Annotated in this window: 13 protein-coding genes; 9 read left to right on the forward strand and 4 right to left on the reverse strand. The window is 41.4% G+C overall.

Features of this window, described 5'->3' with window-relative positions; translation table 11 throughout:
* Position 1: 1 nt before the first annotated feature.
* The 3 genes from H6G96_RS18100 to H6G96_RS18110 are packed head-to-tail and all read right to left on the reverse strand — an operon-like array spanning position 2 to position 3,292.
* Positions 2-1,750, reverse strand: coding sequence for a thiamine pyrophosphate-binding protein (locus tag H6G96_RS18100; protein ID WP_199339590.1), 1,749 nt, complete (start codon positions 1,748-1,750; stop codon positions 2-4).
* Complete coding sequence (locus tag H6G96_RS18105) at positions 1,744-2,571, reverse strand: type 1 glutamine amidotransferase domain-containing protein (RefSeq protein ID WP_190912734.1); 828 nt, start codon at positions 2,569-2,571, stop codon at positions 1,744-1,746. The genes H6G96_RS18100 and H6G96_RS18105 overlap by 7 nt, the downstream gene beginning before the upstream one ends.
* A 37-nt stretch (positions 2,572-2,608) precedes the next feature.
* Positions 2,609-3,292, reverse strand: a complete 684-nt coding sequence (locus H6G96_RS18110; RefSeq protein WP_190912735.1) for a DJ-1/PfpI family protein — start codon at positions 3,290-3,292, stop codon at positions 2,609-2,611.
* 452 nt (positions 3,293-3,744) lie between these two features.
* Between H6G96_RS18110 and H6G96_RS18115 the strand changes: the two genes are divergently transcribed.
* Positions 3,745-4,878: a M24 family metallopeptidase gene (locus tag H6G96_RS18115; protein ID WP_190912736.1), complete on the forward strand. Its 1,134-nt coding sequence runs from the start codon at positions 3,745-3,747 to the stop codon at positions 4,876-4,878.
* Positions 4,879-4,945: 67 nt separating this feature from the next.
* Here the strand turns inward: H6G96_RS18115 and malQ are convergent, their stop codons facing one another.
* Entirely contained in the window at positions 4,946-6,457 is a 1,512-nt protein-coding gene (gene malQ / locus H6G96_RS18120) for a 4-alpha-glucanotransferase (RefSeq protein WP_190912737.1), read from the reverse strand.
* An 855-nt stretch (positions 6,458-7,312) separates the two neighbouring features.
* On the opposite strand from malQ, the gene H6G96_RS18125 reads away from it, so the two are divergent.
* The 8 genes from H6G96_RS18125 (at position 7,313) to H6G96_RS18160 (ending at position 17,341) form a co-directional block, all read left to right on the forward strand.
* Positions 7,313-8,896 carry a GMC oxidoreductase gene (locus H6G96_RS18125; RefSeq protein WP_190912738.1) on the forward strand — a complete coding sequence of 528 codons (1,584 nt, stop codon included), beginning with the start codon at positions 7,313-7,315 and terminating at the stop codon, positions 8,894-8,896.
* 219 nt (positions 8,897-9,115) lie between these two features.
* Positions 9,116-10,735 carry a GMC oxidoreductase gene (locus H6G96_RS18130; RefSeq protein ID WP_190912739.1) on the forward strand — a complete coding sequence of 540 codons (1,620 nt, stop codon included), beginning with the start codon at positions 9,116-9,118 and terminating at the stop codon, positions 10,733-10,735.
* Between the two features lie 124 nt (positions 10,736-10,859).
* Complete coding sequence (locus H6G96_RS18135; protein ID WP_190912740.1) at positions 10,860-12,566, forward strand: iron uptake porin; 1,707 nt, start codon at positions 10,860-10,862, stop codon at positions 12,564-12,566.
* A 31-nt stretch (positions 12,567-12,597) separates the two neighbouring features.
* Positions 12,598-13,635: an SMP-30/gluconolactonase/LRE family protein gene (locus H6G96_RS18140; RefSeq protein ID WP_242063313.1), complete on the forward strand. Its 1,038-nt coding sequence runs from the start codon at positions 12,598-12,600 to the stop codon at positions 13,633-13,635.
* 389 nt (positions 13,636-14,024) lie between these two features.
* A complete protein-coding gene (locus tag H6G96_RS18145; protein WP_190912741.1) occupies positions 14,025-14,741 on the forward strand; it encodes an SDR family oxidoreductase in 717 nt (238 codons plus the stop codon).
* Positions 14,742-14,799: 58 nt separating this feature from the next.
* Positions 14,800-15,549 carry an SDR family NAD(P)-dependent oxidoreductase gene (locus H6G96_RS18150; protein WP_190912742.1) on the forward strand — a complete coding sequence of 250 codons (750 nt, stop codon included), beginning with the start codon at positions 14,800-14,802 and terminating at the stop codon, positions 15,547-15,549.
* 325 nt (positions 15,550-15,874) lie between these two features.
* A complete protein-coding gene (locus tag H6G96_RS18155) occupies positions 15,875-16,606 on the forward strand; it encodes a hypothetical protein (RefSeq protein ID WP_190912743.1) in 732 nt (243 codons plus the stop codon).
* A 153-nt stretch (positions 16,607-16,759) separates the two neighbouring features.
* Positions 16,760-17,341, forward strand: coding sequence for a hypothetical protein (locus H6G96_RS18160; RefSeq protein WP_190912744.1), 582 nt, complete (start codon positions 16,760-16,762; stop codon positions 17,339-17,341).
* Positions 17,342-17,506: the final 165 nt, after the last annotated feature.

Here is a 17,506-nt window from a genome sequence, read left to right on the forward strand (position 1 = left end):
ATTATTGACCACACTTGACGCTAATCTTTGTACCGACAATTTCGTTTGTCAGTACCAAATCAATTAAAAATGGCCCATTATAATCCAATGCTTTTTGGATAGCTGGAGCAATCTGATCTGGCTTCTCTACCCGAACAGCTTGAACCCCTAAAGATTTTGCTAATTCGGCGAAATCGATATTTGGGTTGCACAAATTAAAAGAAGATGGGTAGTCATGTTCTGGTATTTCCTGCTCGCCCCAATAGTGCAGAATGTTGAGCTTCAAGATTTGATAGCTGTGATTATTACAGATGACAAATTTGGCATCTATATTGTGATGGGCAGCAGTCCAGAGAGCTTGGATAGTATACATACTGCCGCCATCACCCGTGAACCCAAATACAGTTTTATCTGGATTAGCCAGCTTAATACCGATCGCTCCAGGAATACCAACACCTAGGGAACCACCTCGTGTTTGGAAATATTGTCCTAGTTTTGTCGGTGGTATGTACCGACAAAGTTCTGGAGAATTGGTAATGGCTTCATCGAAAATAATTGCATCTGCTGGCAAATGGGCAGCTAATTCTTCTGCAAAACGAGTCATGTGCAGAGGTACTGAATCCCGAACCGCCTTGTCAGCTTCCAATCGAGCCGCCGATTCCCGCTTCTTGTCCTCAGCTATTCGGCTAGCCCTAAGAGAAGCCTCTTGCTTCTGTTCAGGTGTCAAAGTTGACTCAAGGGCAGTGCTTAATTTGCTAAGACTAGTTTTCGGATCGCCAAGCAGCCCCAGATCCACCGGAAAATTCTTCGCTATTTCGTAGGTATTCAAGTCAATGTGAATTACTTTCGCTGACCGGGCAAAAACTCCAGACAGCGCCGGAAATACCTCTGGAAAAACGTAGGTTCCAGTAATCAAGATTACGTCTGCTTGTGATGTAATGCGACGGCTATCATCCCCAAACATGTGACCTAACAACCCTCCGAATAGAGGATGTGTGGCGCTCATATTTGCTTCCGATGAATCTGCTCCCCAAACTTGTGCGCCGATGAGTTCGGCTACATCTGTCAACTCAGCTTGGGCATCGGAAAAAGCTACACCATCGCCCATAATGATCAGGGGATGTTTAGCAGCAGCCAATAAATTTGCTGCTGTTGCCAGTTGGTTGGGTTCGGGCGCAACCCGTGTCACTGGAAAAGAAGTCGGAACAACCTCTTCATAATTAGGAGCATCAAGGATATCCATCGGTAGGGAGACGAACACCGGCCCCATAGGCGGCGTAGCAGCTATTTTGATAGCTCGGCGTAGCACGCGTAACAAAGAAGAAGGATCGACTACCCTAGTTGACCATTTTGTTACAGGCTTGGCCATGCTGACCAAATCTGCTGCCATTTGGGCATCCATCGCATCGTAGCAGATACCAGCTTCGCCAGCCAGTACTACTAATGGTGCATGACCGCGCATGGCCTGATAAATCATCCCGATGCCATTACCTAAACCGACTCCACTATGGAGTTGCACAATAGTAGGCTTTTTGGTGGCGCGGGCATAGCCATCACCTGCACCTACTGCGATTGTTTCTTGCAATGCAAAGATATACTCAAATTCTGGATAATAGTCTTTTAACGCATCTAGGAACCCCTGCTCAACAGTGCCAGGGTTGCCAAACATGTAATTTATACCATCTGCCAGAAGTTGTTCGATCATTGCAAACCGACCATTTCTGTTAGCTATCAAAGGCTTCTCGTTGCTCTGTTTGGTCAAACTTACCATCCGTACCGCCTCAGTCCTTTATCCAGAACTTCCACTACCTTTTGACCAGTTGTATAAGAATCTGCGGTAGACCGACCTGTAATAAATGGATAATCAACAATCACAGAGATTTCTTTGCCAAAATTACCGTGATATGCTCCATCTGGACCGGTGGCATCTTGGAGAATATACTCTAGAGGATAGGGAGGTGGTCCCATGTTAATGTCTGCGCCAACAAATCCTGTGCCATCCTTGTAATCATATTCCTTGCAATGACCTGTGACGTGCTTACCCCAAATAATGCTCTTGCGGTCTGCTAAGTCACGAGCAAAGGCTAGACAAGTTACACCGTAGCATTCTGCTGCGATTGGCTTACCTTTTTTGTAAAAGCTGAGAATCAGGTCGTGAACCCGATGGTTATTTACTAAATCAACAATAGGGCCACTACCACCGACTATCAGTAGAGCATCGTATTGTTCCAAATCCTTCTGCACTTCATCTAGTGCATTGTTGTAGGCTTCCATTTCCCGGAGGAATTTTTCAGCACTCCAGTAAGGGCGATCGGGCAACCATTGTGACAGGATGATTGGATTGTCCAGTCGTGGATTCTTAGGATCTTCCAAGCGCTTGACTTTTTCCGCCATCTCCTGGGATACAACTGTCCGACCTAAAGGTGGGTCAATATAAGTAGGGTCCATGCTAGGAGGGAGCGCTACTGGCCTTTTCCCTGTTGCAGTTGCAAAATCAACCTGATACCCCGCAGCATCGAAAGTTTCTAAGGGGCCTACTAGCTCTTCACCCCAATAACCCCATTCTGATAGAATTGTTAGAATCTTTTTCACAAGATTGTCTCCTAGTGATAAATATGTTTTCCAATAGTCAGCTTGCAACTCTCAGTCTTGAAACAGAGGGAGTGGGCCTTCTACTTGAGAAACGATTAGTGGCAACAGATAACTGTTGAATTTGTTCGGTAATCGCATCAATGAATGGTTCAACCTCGTGTTTTGAGCGACCAGTAACAAGGTCACCGTCCACCACAACACCTGTAGGTGATGTTGTATAAACTGCACCAGCATTGAGAATATCTGCAAGGACAACCTCATGGCAGATAACTTGTCGGTCTTTGAGTAATTCAGGTATTGGTGTCAGTATCCAAAGACCGTGGCAGAGTGCGCCTTTAATAATCCTGGGATTTGCCATTGCTTTGGCGTAAAACTGTACAGCCGGTGAAGTGCGAACTTGTTCAGCACTAATTGGCTGACCTGTTGGTGGCTCAAAGTAACGCAGACGCACGCTAGTATAGTTAGCGGTCATAATCACAGCCGCGTAGTCGTTAACATCTACGTTTTGAAAATCAATGTTTACATCTATTGTTCTAGGCGTATTGCCTGTATCTTCATCACTAAAAAAACGAACGCTCGGCTGATTCCAGAGCCTAGACATCAGATGTACCGTTGCTTGAAGTTTTGAGAAGCGTTTTTGATATGCTTCAATTTCTTCAGGGATGAACTCACTTTCTAGAAGAATTGCGATTTTTTTCCCACCAAGGGATCTAGGTATCATATTGGTTCAATATTCTTAGGGTCACTAGATTCTTATTTTGGAATGTATGTGACTTATTCTTAAGCCTTTAACAATAACTTTAGAGAGGCTAAAACATAAATGCAAGGGTGAATGTTTTGCAGAAAGGTTACTTTTTTTATTGGCAAGATTTTATGTAAATTTAAAAAGCCTAAAATAAAATTACAATGGTTGATTTTTTGTTAGAAGGTTGTATTTTTTTGGTAATTACGGCTCGACAAATACTCAGAATAACCTTTATACTGCAAGTAAGAATTCAGAACTAATAAAATTTTAATACTTCAAAATAATAAATTTACGAAAATAAATAATCGTATTATATTTTTATCAATTCTGAGTTTTGACTTCTGATTGCGGAATTATGTGTAATCAGAATTCTTCTCCCAATATCAATAATAATTGGCAATTTTTTACAGACTTATCTTGACTTAACTATGAATTCAATCAACCAAGAAATTTCTTACAAGCTGGAGCTAATGCGAAATGCTCTGAGCGAAACTGGTGCAATGGGCGTGCGATTGCGCGGTTCAGATTGGTTTGCTTGGGCTACTGCTGGTGGTTCTAACACAGTGCTACTCGCTAGTGAGACTGGAGTAGCGGAAGTTTTGGTAACTGCTAAAGATGCCTGGATATTGACTGATGAGATTGAAGCTCAACGCTTACAGGATGAAGAGCTTCCGGGTAGAGATGAGTCGTCAGATCGTCTTTACAAACTGCACATTAATCCTTGGGCTGATAAGGTTGCCCGCGAATCTTTCGTGCGTGAGGGCACAAACGGGGGAAAGATTTTGACTGACATTCCTACTACCCATGAAAGCTCATTACCTCTGTCACTCATAAATCAGAAGCGGGTGATTCTGCCAACAGAACTGGAGCGCTATCGGCGAGTAGGGCGTTTAGCAAGTGAAGCCATGACCGAAGTACTTTTGAAAGCCCAGCCTACCTGGACAGAGTACCAACTGGCTGGAGCGGGTGCAGAGGCGTTGTGGTCAAGAGGCCTACATCCAGCTTTGACGCTAGTAGCTGGAGAAAGGCGTCTGCCCCTATACCGTCATGCCACGCCCAAACAAGAGGCGCTGGGACGTGCAGCAATGCTGGTTTTTTGTGCGCGGGGATACGGTCTATATGCGAACCTGACGAGATTCGTCTTTTTTGGTTTGGAACAGGCCAATGCAGAGACACGAAATTTTGCGTCTCTGCATTCTCATGTCCATAAGATTGAAGCTGAAGCTTTGAACTTGTGTGTTCCTGGCACGCCTCTCAATGAAATTTATGACGCGCTTGGTCAGGCTTATGAGCAGCATGGTTATCCCGAAGCAATTCGCCAACATCATCAAGGAGGAACTACAGGCTATTTATCTCGTGAAATCATCGCTAATCCAACTACGAGCGAAAATTTAGTGGAAAACATGGCTGTAGCCTGGAACCCAAGTTTACCAGGAGCAAAGGTTGAAGATACTTTCATCATTCAGAAGGATGGAGGGCTAGAAAACCTAACTTTCGATCCAAAGTGGCCAAGCGTGAAAGTTGAAGGACGCGATCGCCCCTTACCATTAGAAATTGACTAAAATTGAGCCAGCCGCAAAGAGCCATTGATATGGTAACAATGGCTCTTGCGGCTAGTTTGTTCTAATTTTATTGGTGGTGAGTCACCCTTCCATAAGTTTCAGTCATTGCTTTGAGGCGATCGCTAATCTCTGGCGTTAAAGCTGCGGACTGATATCGCCAACCCCAACTCCCTACATTTTTGCCAGGAAAATTCATCCTAGCTTCGGTACCTAATCCCAAAACATCCTGTAGAGGAATAATCGCCTGATTAGCTACAGAACTTAGTGCCAATCGAATCAAATCCCAGTGGATTCCAGACTCACTCTGACAACCCAAATAACGCAAGACTTGTTCTTTTTCTGAGGGTAACAATTGATTGAACCAGCCAACTGTCGTGTCATTATCATGAGTACCCGTGTACACAATACAATTAGACTGATAATTGAACGGTAAAAAACGTTTTTCAGCTTGTGAACCATCGCCAAAAGCAAACTGTAAAATTTTCATACCGGGAAATTCAAATCTGTCTCGTAGAGCATATACCTCTGGTGAAATTTCTCCCAAATCCTCGGCGATGATTGGCAGATTACCTAACTTCTGTTTGAGTACCTCAAAGAAAGCCTTTCCAGGAGCTTCAATCCATCTACCATTCATAGCAGTTGTTTCGCCCTGCTTTACAGCCCAGTAAGCTTGAAACCCACGAAAGTGATCGATGCGAATCAAGTCTACATAATTAAGCATAGACTGGAAGCGTTGCACCCACCACTTGAAGTTCTCCTGCTGTAGACGCACCCAGTTATAGACTGGGTTACCCCAAAGCTGTCCAGTCGCGCTGAAGTAATCTGGTGGTGTTCCTGCCATTAGTGCTGGCTCACCTGTCTGTTCATCAAGGCAAAAGTTGCCGGGATTAGCCCACACGTCAGCACTCTCGTGAGCCACATAAATTGCGATATCTCCTAGTATCTGAATCCCGCGCTCATTAGCATAACGCTTCAGTTGTGACCACTGCGAAAAAAACTCAAACTGTAGATATTTATGGTAAAAAACTTCATCTGCAAGTCGCTGCTGCCATTGCTCGATCGCTTCTGGTTTGCGTTGAGCGATCGCGACTTCCCAAGTATTCCAACTAGCGCCCTTATGAGCATCCTTGAGCGCCATAAACAAGGCATAATCATCTAGCCAGTAAGCCTGAGTGTGACAAAACTCCTGAAATTCCTGCTGCTGAATTGATGTTGCACTAGTTTTGAAGTTTTTGCAGGCTTTTTGCAGCATTGGTATCTTCGTTTGGATAACCTGCGAAAAATCTACTCTTTCAGTCGAAAACTTTGGTAAATTTGTGAAATCTTCAGTTAGCAAGCCCTTTTTTTGTAGCAGTTCTGGGCTGATTAACAGGGGATTTCCAGCGATCGCTGAATAAGAAGCATAAGGAGAATTACTATCTCCGGTAGGCCCTAATGGCAATATCTGCCAAAGCTGTTGTTTACTTTCTATTAAAAAATCAACAAAGCGATAAGCTTCCGATCCAAAGTCACCAATACCAAACTGACTAGGAAAAGAAGTAGGATGTAGCAAAATCCCGCTAGATCTAGGAAAAGGCATAATAAACCTCTATTTTAAGAAATGAGAATAAAACAAATGACAGAACTGACTAGCACAGGATTACGAGCTTATCCGAACTATCTCAAGTGAGAAACTAACAAAACTAAAATTTGTTGTGACTAGTTCTAGTGCCTTCAAAAACCCTAAAATCGTGATAAATATTGGTTTTAGGATATGTATAGACGCTTTTAGCAGCTTGCCGCAGGCATCGCAGTTTAGGTAAATGAATAAAGTCGAGCTAAGTGGTATGGCGTTCATAAACGCTGCTGACTGGTTTCATGCAGAACTCGAAGAAGTATAACTTTTTGATCTACGATCTAAGATTAAGAGGTATAAAACATAGATGCAAAGGTTAATGTTTCGTAGAAAGTTTGTATTCTTTTGCTCTATTTTTTGGAATTAATTGCTCACTAAACATAATTCTCTCAATCTCAACCTTTTTAATTTTTTTCAATCGAGATTAATCGGTCTATCACTATATCACTATCAAAATAAGATTGCCCTACATCAAACTCATTCTTAATTTAGAGAAAATGAGATGACAACTAAATAATAAGTAAACTCGAAAAAATGCAACCTTTAACCAAAAATTTAACCATTGCCGTCATGTTGTATATTTTATAAATTCTTTCATGGTTAGGTTATATCTGATGCAAGGCAACTTTGGGTATTAATACGGTCTTTATTTTTTATAAAAAATATTTTCCTAAAATGAAATACTTGGTAAGTTGAATTTACTTGTAAGTTTACCCAGCCTTTATGGTAACTATCGAAAAAATAAGTTTTAGCTTTAATTTCCAAAGCTAGTCTGTACAACTACTTTTAGAAAATGTCTAATTATGAAGTGGGGAATTTATGGTTCACAAATCTTTTAGTCGCCGTCATTTTCTTCAAGGTGCCACTCTATTCAGTGCTAGCGTAGCAACTTCAGTACTTACTTCTAGTCGTACTGGAGCTACTATTGGCGATGAGTATTCGGAGGCTGTTGTTATCGGTAGTGGCTATGGTGGGGCTGTTGCTGCTCTACGTTTGGGACAAGCTGGTATTCAAACATTAGTATTAGAACGCGGTCGCCGTTGGGAAATCCCATCTCAAAATAATCAAGACGTTTTTGCAACTTATCGTAAGCCTGATGGTCGAGGTGCTTGGCTTAGTTCGACAACTTTATTCGGGGATTCTGTAGATACATATACAGGAGTTTTAGAAACTTTAAGAGAATACGGTGCAAATCCTTTGTGTGGTGCTGGAGTTGGAGGTGGTTCACTAGTTAACAATGCTGGTGTTGTAGTACCCAAGAGTCGTTATGTATTTTATCAAGTCTTTCCTCGGTCAATCGACTATGATGAATTGGTTGATGTTTACTTTAATCGTGTTCGTAAAATACTGGAGCCAAGCCCTATTCCAGCCGATGTCTTAGCTACCAAATACTATGAATCGACCCGGTTATTTCAACAACATGCAAGTAGGGCAGGATTTGCAAATTATCTCATAGATTTGGCTGTTGATTGGAATGCAGTTCGTGATGAAATAGCTGGAACCAAAGTAGCTTCTGCGAGTATTGGAGAAATTTGGTTTGGCTGCAACAGTGGAGCGAAGAAAAGTCTAGACCGCAATTACATACCCCTAGCAGAGCAGACTAAATATGTTGAAATTATGCCTCTGTGTGTAGTAACGGCAATTTCTCAATTACCTAACGAAAAACTTTACCGAGTTTCATACAATCGGATAAACACATCAGGAAAAATTCTGGAAACAAAAACTGTTACCTGCCGCTATTTGTTTTTAGCTGCTGGCTCTATAGGCACTTCCAAACTTTTGGTTAAGGCTAAAGCCACAGGCAAGTTGCCTAAGTTAAACGATCATGTTGGCAAAAATTGGGGAACTAACGGCGATACCGTTGGTCATCGCTCAAATTTACCACCTATTAAGGATCAAGGAGGATTTGCAGGTGCTATTCTTGAACATTACGATAATCCTATAAGTCCAATTATCCTGATGAATTATCCACAATGGAATAATCCTATAGGATCACAAGAGTGTCTTGGTATGGGTATACCAGAAGCTAAGGGGGTCTTTAAATATGATGCAAGCACGGATTCTGTGAATTTATACTGGCCTTCATACCTTGACAGCAATAAACAACATATAGATGCTACAAAGCTTACGTATAAAATCCTTGATGATGCCAATTTTAAAAATGGGAAGCAACCCTCAACAGAGTTTGTTTACCAAAATGTAGCTCATCCTTCAGGAGGAGCTACTATTGGCAAAGCTTGCGATCAATACGGGCGGGTATTCGGTTATAAAGGGCTTTATGTCGTAGATGGCGCGCTTCTTCCTGGCTCTGCTGGAGGTGCAAATCCTTTCTTAACTATTGCAGGTTTAGCAGAGCGCGCTATGGACAAAATTATCCCAAAAATTAAACACGGAGGCTGGTAAATACTTCGTTTATTACCTGAATATCTTTTAGGAATAAAAATAGAATTTGCTGGTGTTTAATTTGCATCCTAAAAAACTTTACTATGTCATTACTGCTAGCTTTAAATCAATGTTTGCAAAGAAAAAGTTTAAAGCTTAATATTTTGACATTATATATAAGTTTTTGCTTCACAAATATACTCAATTAATCCAATTAAATAATTCAGGATGTAGAGGTATATGGTTAATAATTTGTATCGTCGTCGTCGTTTTATTCAAGGTGCCGCCTTTTTCGGTGCTGGTTTAGCAGTTTCAGCAGGAAGTCCTATTTATCGGACAAGTGCTACTAGTAATTATGAGGACACAGAAGCGCTAATTATAGGTAGTGGCTTTGGTGGGTCTATCGCATCTCTACGTTTGGCACAAGCTGGTATTCAAACACTAGTATTGGAGCGAGGCCGTCGTTGGAATATTCGCTCTGATGGGAACACTTTTGCTGATTTCCGTAATCCTGATGGTCGAAGTGCTTGGCTGAGTCCAACAAATTTATTTGGTCAGTCTGTAGACGTGTATACAGGAGTGTTAGAGACCTTAAATGAAGATGGCGTTACTGTTTTAGCTGGTGCTGGCGTTGGAGGCGGTTCTTTAGTTTACAACGCTATTATTTACCAACCTATTCGCGAGTTATTTTATAGAGTTTTTCCTCGTTCAATTAGCTACAAGGAAATGGATGAAATTTACTATCCTCGCGTTCTTTCAATGTTGAGGGCAGCACCAATACCAGACGACGTTTTAAAGACTGATTATTATGAGACAACGCGATTTTTACTGGAAAACGGAAAGAAAGCAGGCTTACCTACTCGATTACTAGATTTAGCTGTTGATTGGGATATAGTTCGTCAAGAAATTCGAGGAGAAAAGATTCCTTCTGCTCTTCAGGGTGAACATTGGTTTGGTATTAATAGTGGAGCAAAAAATAGCCTAGATCGCAATTACTTACTTCAAGCAGAACAAACTGGATTAGTAAAGGTTTTACCTTTACATATAGTCACAGAAATTTCTGAATTACCGCGACGTGGTTATCGAGTTAAATGCCATGAAATTGATGAAAGAGGAGAAGTAATTCAGTCAAAAACTTTTACCTGTCGCTACTTGTTTTTAGCAGCTGGTTCTATGGGGACTTCTAAACTTTTGCTCAAGGCTAAAGAAAAAGGCACATTACCTAGATTGAAGCCTAGTGTCGGACAAAATTGGAATAATAATGGAGACATGGTTGCCCAACGTTCAAATTTACCAAAGCCTGTAATTGGCAGAGGGGGTCCGTCAGGCGCTGTCGTGGAAAACATTAATAATACTCAAAATCCGATTAGTCTGATGAATCTGGAAGATTGGTCTGGTGGCGCAGGAACACAAAGGTGTCTGACTTTGGCTATGACAAAACCAAAAGGATTTTTCACCTACGATCGGTCTACAGATGATGTCAAGTTACACTGGCCTGAACAAGAAAATAGAGATAATTTATTAGCTGCAAAAGTTACTTATACAACTCTTGATGGCTCGATTACCACCCCTACTACAACACCAAAGACAGACGTTAGTGCCTCTATCTGTGCCCATCCTTTAGGAGGCGCTGTCATGGGTAAAGTGTGCGATCAATACGGTCGGGTGTTGAATTATCAAGGTTTGTATGTTGTTGATGGTGCGCTGATTCCTGGGCCTACTGCATGTACAAATCCTTCCTTCACTATTGCAGCTATAGCAGAACGTTGTATGGAGAAAATCATTGCAGAAGATATTCATAATAAAAGATATGCTCTTCAAAGAAACGATCATTCTCAGTTTGTTGCAGCTAGGGACTAAGAATATTCAAATTATAAACATGGCTGCATTTTCAAGGTTTTGTTCGTAAAAGGATTTCCTGGTTTTTAAGTAGGGAAAGCAACTATTTTGATTGGTATAAGCTAGCACATCTAAACTACAAGCAATGAGAAATAGTTATTTATCCCTTGCTCAAGGTGTAAGCATCCTTTGTCTAACTTTACAAAGCGCTTCTGTGCTGGCTGAAACATTACAACCTCCTGCCAGTTCTGAGCCAGTTGTAAACCCTACCATTCTGGAAGTACAAGCCAGTGTCATTGAAGCATTGGAGCCTACTTCAGAGATACTTAGCTTGATGACTCAGACTGCGGCTGAAGCCGTTCCTCAAGATGAGATTTTCCATACACTTTCTTCTGAAGCCCAAGTTACCTCTGTGAGCCAACTTGCAGATGTGCAGCCTGCTGATTGGGCTTTCCAGGCACTCCAATCTTTGATTGAGCGCTATGGAGTTATTGCAGGCTATCCTGATGGCTCTTACCGAGGCAATTCAACTATGACCCGTTATGAGTTTGCTGCTGGAATCAAAGCAGTACTTGAGCGAGTACAAGAGTTGATTGCATCTGGAGTAGAAACGCAAGTAACCCGCGAAGACTTGTTAACATTGCAACAACTGCAAAAAGATTTTGCAATCGAACTGGCAAGTTTGCAAAATCGTGTAGATAATCTGGAAGCTAATACGGCAAAGCTAGAAGCCAATCGGTTTTCCACTACCACCAAGCTTACAGGGCTAGTTGTAGCTGCTGTTACTGGAGGGGGTTTCAGTGGCGATCGCATTATCGATCCTAAAGGTGCAGAAATTGCCAATCAGAACCCAAATGCCACCTTTGTTTATCGTGCTTCCCTAAATCTTAATACCAGCTTTGGCGGAACTGATTCGTTGTTAGTCCGTTTAGAGGCAGGTAGCGGTTTAGGGGACGATAATGCCGCAGGATTTTTAGAGCCGACTTTTGGTAGCGTCCTAGATTTTTCTTATCGTTCAGCTATCAATGACGAAGTTTTACTGACTCGTCTCTACTACAGCTTTATGCCCTTTAAGGACTTGAAAGTAACTCTAGGCCCAACAATTACCGCCCCAGATTTTGTTGACAGGAATAGTTACGCTAACCAAGGTCACTTAGACTTCTCTACTCTGGCATTAACGAATAACTATATTCTTTTGCCTGTTTTAAATTTGGGAGCTGGGGCATTCATGGAATGGAACCCAGGAGGAGGGGCATTTAAAATGCGAGCAGTTTATGTGGCTGGAGATGCCGCAAACCCTAATCCTAATAGCCAGAGTTCTCGTACTAGTGTATCGCCTCTAGTTAACTTATTATTTTCTGATGGGGATGGAGAAAGTAGCTTGTTTAAAGATCCTTATCAAGGGACTGTTGAACTAGAGTATGCACCCTCTAGTGCATTCGCTGTGCGTCTTCAGTACAGTGGCGGCAATCTATTTGATGGTCGATTTGATGTTTTTGGGGCAAACATTGAACTAGCGCTCTCGCAACAACTAGCTATTTTTGGTCGTTACGGCTATGGCCGCTACAATAACACTGATTTTGGCGACATTCAGCCTAATTACTGGATGGCAGGGTTAGCGCTCCAAGACCTGTTTGTACCAAGCTCTTTGGCTGGTATTGCCGTAGCCCAGCCCTTTATTGAAAATGCAGTGGGCAACGCTACACAGACTAACATCGAAGCATTTTACAATCTACCACTTAGCGACAATATTCGGATTACACCTGTAGTACAACTTATTACTAACCCTGCTAATCAGGAAAGCAACGGTACGATTGTTACAGGTACTTTACGAACAAGCATATTCTTTTAAAACAACCACCACAAAAAGAGGTTTTTCTGTGATGCGGAAATTTTCTTTGATGGTTTTGGGCTGTGTACAAATTTTGCTACTGGCTTCTTGCCGTTATACTTCCCAGAACGCCACATCTACCTCTGCACAGGCAGCAACGCAGCTTATAGATACGGCTGTAGCTGCTGCTTCCTTATCTGAAATAAGATTACCGCCAGCATATCTTATTTCACCAATCAAGGTTTTGCAGAGCGACAAATACTCTGAGGGAATTGTCTTAGACGGTGAGGGCAACCTCTACTTCTCTCAAACTAAAGCGGGGACAATCACAGTTGTAACTTCTGAAGGCTTGACTAAAATTTGGGCTACACTCCCAGGTGCTAACGGTCACAAGATTATGCCCGATGGTACTCATATTGTTGCTGCCAAAAACTCGGTAGTACAGCTAGATGCTGACGGCAAGCTCCTGAAAGTGATTGCGAAGGAATTTAATGGCAAGCCCTTGGTGTATCCTAATGACATTACTATTGATTCATCGGCAGGAAGTTTTTACTTCACCGACTCCGGTAACTCAAACCCCCAGACTCCAAACGGCGCAGTTTACTATGTGGATTCTACAGGAAAGATTAACTTAGTCAGTACTGGATTGGCTTTTGCCAATGGTATTATTCTTAGTCACGATCGCAAGCGGCTATTTGTTAGCGAAAGCAATAAGAATCAAATCTTGGCCTATGACATACTGTCACCGGGAAAGGTCGGTTCGCAGAAAGTCTTTGCCCAACTCCCTGTCAAACAGGGAGAGCAAATCGACAATAAACCTGATGGGATATGCAAAGATCCGATGGGGAACCTTTACGTGGCTCACTATGGCATGGGTCAAGTCCAGGTTCTCAATCCTGAGGGCAAGCTGATCCGCCGATATTCAACTGGTAATCTCACCACTAGCAATTGCGCTTTTGCAGGCCCGAAGCTCGACCAACTATTTGTGACTGGCGGTATAAAAACAGAAGACGGCTATGGAGGAATATTCCGCTTGGATATTGGCATACTCGGATTAGATACCCGCCAAATGGGAACAGATTCCCGTTAATCGCTACTTTGCCAAAGTAATACAAACAAGGTCTTAGTGAGTGTAAGTATGAAATTTTGGAATTTCATACTCGTATTTAGCAATGCTAAGTTTTTGATTGAATAAGTCGATTTTAAAACTTAGTTCGGTATAAAGTAGAACCGAAAAAATGCAAACTTATTCCAAAATTTTAACCATTGTGTTTGTAGTTGAATTTTGTAATTCTTAAACTAGAAAAAAATTAGGATGGCAATTAGCAAAAACAGCTAAATAATCACAGTTCCTCTTAATTTTTACACAGCAAGCAAATCTAGTTAACCAAACTTTCCCCACTATATAATCCAGCTACTAAGGAGAAAACACTAACCGCCTAAGTAACATATTCAACAACAAACTCAAAGGAGAGACGCATGAATTTGCAAAATAAAGTTGTTATTATCACTGGGGCTAGTGGTGGGATCGGCGAGGCAGTTGCCAAGGAGTTAGATGCAGCAGGTATGAGTCTAGTACTCACAGCGCGATCGCAAGATAAACTCGAACGGCTGGCCTCTAAACTACAAAACGCCAAAGTTGTTCCGGGTGAGATCACAAACCCTGAATTGCCACAAAAATTGATAGATTTTGCTATCCAAACTTTTGGTCAACTTGACGTAGTTTTCAACAATGCAGGTGTAATGACTATAGGGCCAATTGAAAGTGTTGATATCGAAGCAATCTGCCAGATGGTTCGAGTCAATGTGGAATCTGCTTATAGAATAGCTTACACAGCATTGAGACACTTTAAGCAATCTGGCAGTGGATTTTTGATCAATACTTCAAGTATTGCTGGACTAAAAACAGCTCCAGAATTAGGCGCTTACTGCGGTACTAAATTTGCTATTGAGGCCTTTACAGATTCCCTGCGCGTGGAACTTGCAGGAACCGACATTCGTGTATCAAGCATTGCTCCAGGTACTGTGGATACTGGCTTATACGAGAAGTGGGGTGAGGAGCAAAAGAGTTTCGTTTATTCCGGAGGTGTACTGCAATCGGCGGACATCGCCCGTTGCGTTCGTTTCATATTAGAACAGCCAGGTAACGTTCTGATTCCCAGGCTCATGGTAGTTCCAGCCGCTGAACCAGTATAAAGCTATGGTGAGTAGGTTTTAATTTACGCTCTAGAAAGAAAATACAAAGGATACAATCATGACTACAGAAAAAAGAGTTGCACTGATTACAGGAAGCTACAAAGGTCTTGGCTTTGAGATTGCTAAAAAATTGGCAAAGCTTGACAATATTCAAGTGATTATAACTGGTCGCGACAAAGCAAAAGGATTAGAAGCTCGTGAAAAATTGGCCATGCAAGGTCAGGAAGTAGACTATTTACCTCTTGATGTCACTGATGATAAAAGTGTTGAAGACTTTGTAACTGCATTACGCAAACAGTATGGGCGAGTAGATATATTAGTCAATAATGCAGGGGTCAACCCTGCAAAAGAACCTGAGGAAAGCAGTCTTCTTACTGCTAAATTGGATACAGTTATCTCGACATTTACAGTCAATACAGTTGGTTCTTTACGCGTGTCTCAAGCACTAATTCCCCTGATGAAAGAGCGTAATTATGGACGCATTGTTAATGTATCCACTGAAATGGCATCCTTGAATTTTATTAGTAATGATTTTTATCCCCTTGCTCCCTCATATCGGCTGTCAAAAATTGGTTTAAATGGAGTGGCTTCTTTATTGGCGAAGGAATTAAAGGGCACTAATATTTTAGTCAATAACTATTCTCCTGGATGGATGAAAACTGATATTGGAGGAGCAGATGCGCCCTTGACCGCAGAGGAAGGTGCAGAAACAGCTGTTTATTTAGCTACACTGCCAGATGGTGGGCCTCAAGGGGGCTTTTTTGCAGAGATGAGAAAGTTTGGTGGACCCTTTCCTTTGCCTTGGTAATAGTTCCTTCAGGATAATGTGAGTCGATACTGGATAATATCAAGTCCCGATGAACACTTATAATAAGCAAATGGACATGATAAATACTGGAATTTCAACAGCATCCTGAAGTTTAGATATATGTGAATAAAGCCTGCCGAAAGCAGGCTTTTAAGATTAGGAGTACTCTATATAAAAACTTACAGCAAATTTGAACTTCGTGAGGTAAATAAATACCCTAACCATATGTTTAAGATTATTAATTTTCAAATATCAATAGACGAAAATTTTATATTTTGTAGACTTAGACTAAGATTTGTTGGAAAAATGAAAACTCAGCTATACAATGGTTCAATATTCAATTAATTCAAAAACTTCCGCACAAGATATCTATACTCCAAGCTCGGATAATCCCTTACTAGAAGTAGACTCTTTAGATTCGGAATCACAAATGGTAAGATTGGTTGGCTTTGCAGAAGAATCTCTTGTTATTGAAGTCCCGGCTTTAGAAGATTCTACTGCTTTAGAGCAGCCAGTTTCACAACCACAAAAACTTGAGACTAAACAACTCCTCTTATCTAACTCGTTTGCCAAGTTAGGCTTGGTGGGGACTGCTACCTTAGCTATAGTTTTGTTAGCGGCTGGGTTTTTATCTCAGCTGATGGACACCAGCAGTCAAAAGTCAAGAAATAATATTATTGTCTTACAAGTGCGATCACAACTAACTACTGTATCCAGTTCTCAAGGACTAGAAGAAGAAATAGAAATTTTAAAAACAAAATTAGCCTTGACTGAACAAGCAGAATTGATCAAAACCACACAACAAAACCTTAAAACTAAAAAATTAAAGCTTCCTCATCTTCTAGTCACTTTAGATATAGAATCATCAGGTGATTCTAGAAATAAACAGCCAATGACGCTGCGAAGAATGTCAACACCTATACAAAAACTTTCTCGGTCTGGGATAGTCACAGTTAAACGAGTACCTCAACCTTCACAGATGGCAAATGTGAAGCCAGACACTCAACCAGTCATTGATTTCACTCCAGCACCGACACAAAACCCAATCAAAGAATAGACAAGGTTAGCAAATTTAGGTAGCTATGGTCAGATAAATTTCACTGGTAAATTTAATAGTAAAATTGCTGCTTATATACCTTCACAAATTACCCAGGTAGCGCGAAAGATACCAAATTCTAATCTTAACCAAATCCAACCACAGACAACTTTTATGGGAAGCCAAGCACAATCACCAAATCCAAAATTGGTAGCAGTGGGGGCTAGCGCTAAAGCTGTATTAGCAACAGCTGTATTTGGGGAAACTACTAAAGCAAAGAGTAACAAAAATCAAGATGAAAACAAAAACATATTTGTTGTGCGTTTGAAACAACCACTAAAATCTGTAGATGGTGCGATCGCTTTACCTGCTAACACCGAGTTATTAACTGAAGTCCGTTCTATTTCCCAACAGGGTTTACTAAAGCTGGATGTAGTGAAAGCTATTGTACAAAATAATCGTACCCTCACAGAAAAAAGCTTACCGCAAAATGCTATGATTATTCGCGCTCCCCAAGGTAAACCTTTAATAGCAAACCAATTTCCCAATCAAGGGTCATCCATTACTGGGATGGATGTAGGGCTATTTTTCTTAGGTGCTGCTAGTAAAGCAGGAGAGTTATATAATCGTACTGATTCCCAAATTACTATAACTAGCAACAGCACAGAATATACCACTAATAACTCTAGAGGTAACATCTTATACCAATTTAATGTGAAGCTACATATAATAAGGAGAAACAAACTCGGTAAGTGAGCATACCCATGAGTCGCCCATTTAAGATTGAGATCGCCGAGAGCGAAGAGGAACTAAAAAAACGCCTACAAACAACGTCTTTGGGAAACCAGAAAGAAAAGTTACAGATGTTGTGGTGGCTGGCGAGTGGGCAAGTCAAGGAACAACAAGAAATAGGGCAACGTT

This window comes from Nostoc sp. FACHB-892, from assembly GCF_014698795.1.
Taxonomy (GTDB): domain Bacteria; phylum Cyanobacteriota; class Cyanobacteriia; order Cyanobacteriales; family Nostocaceae; genus Nostoc.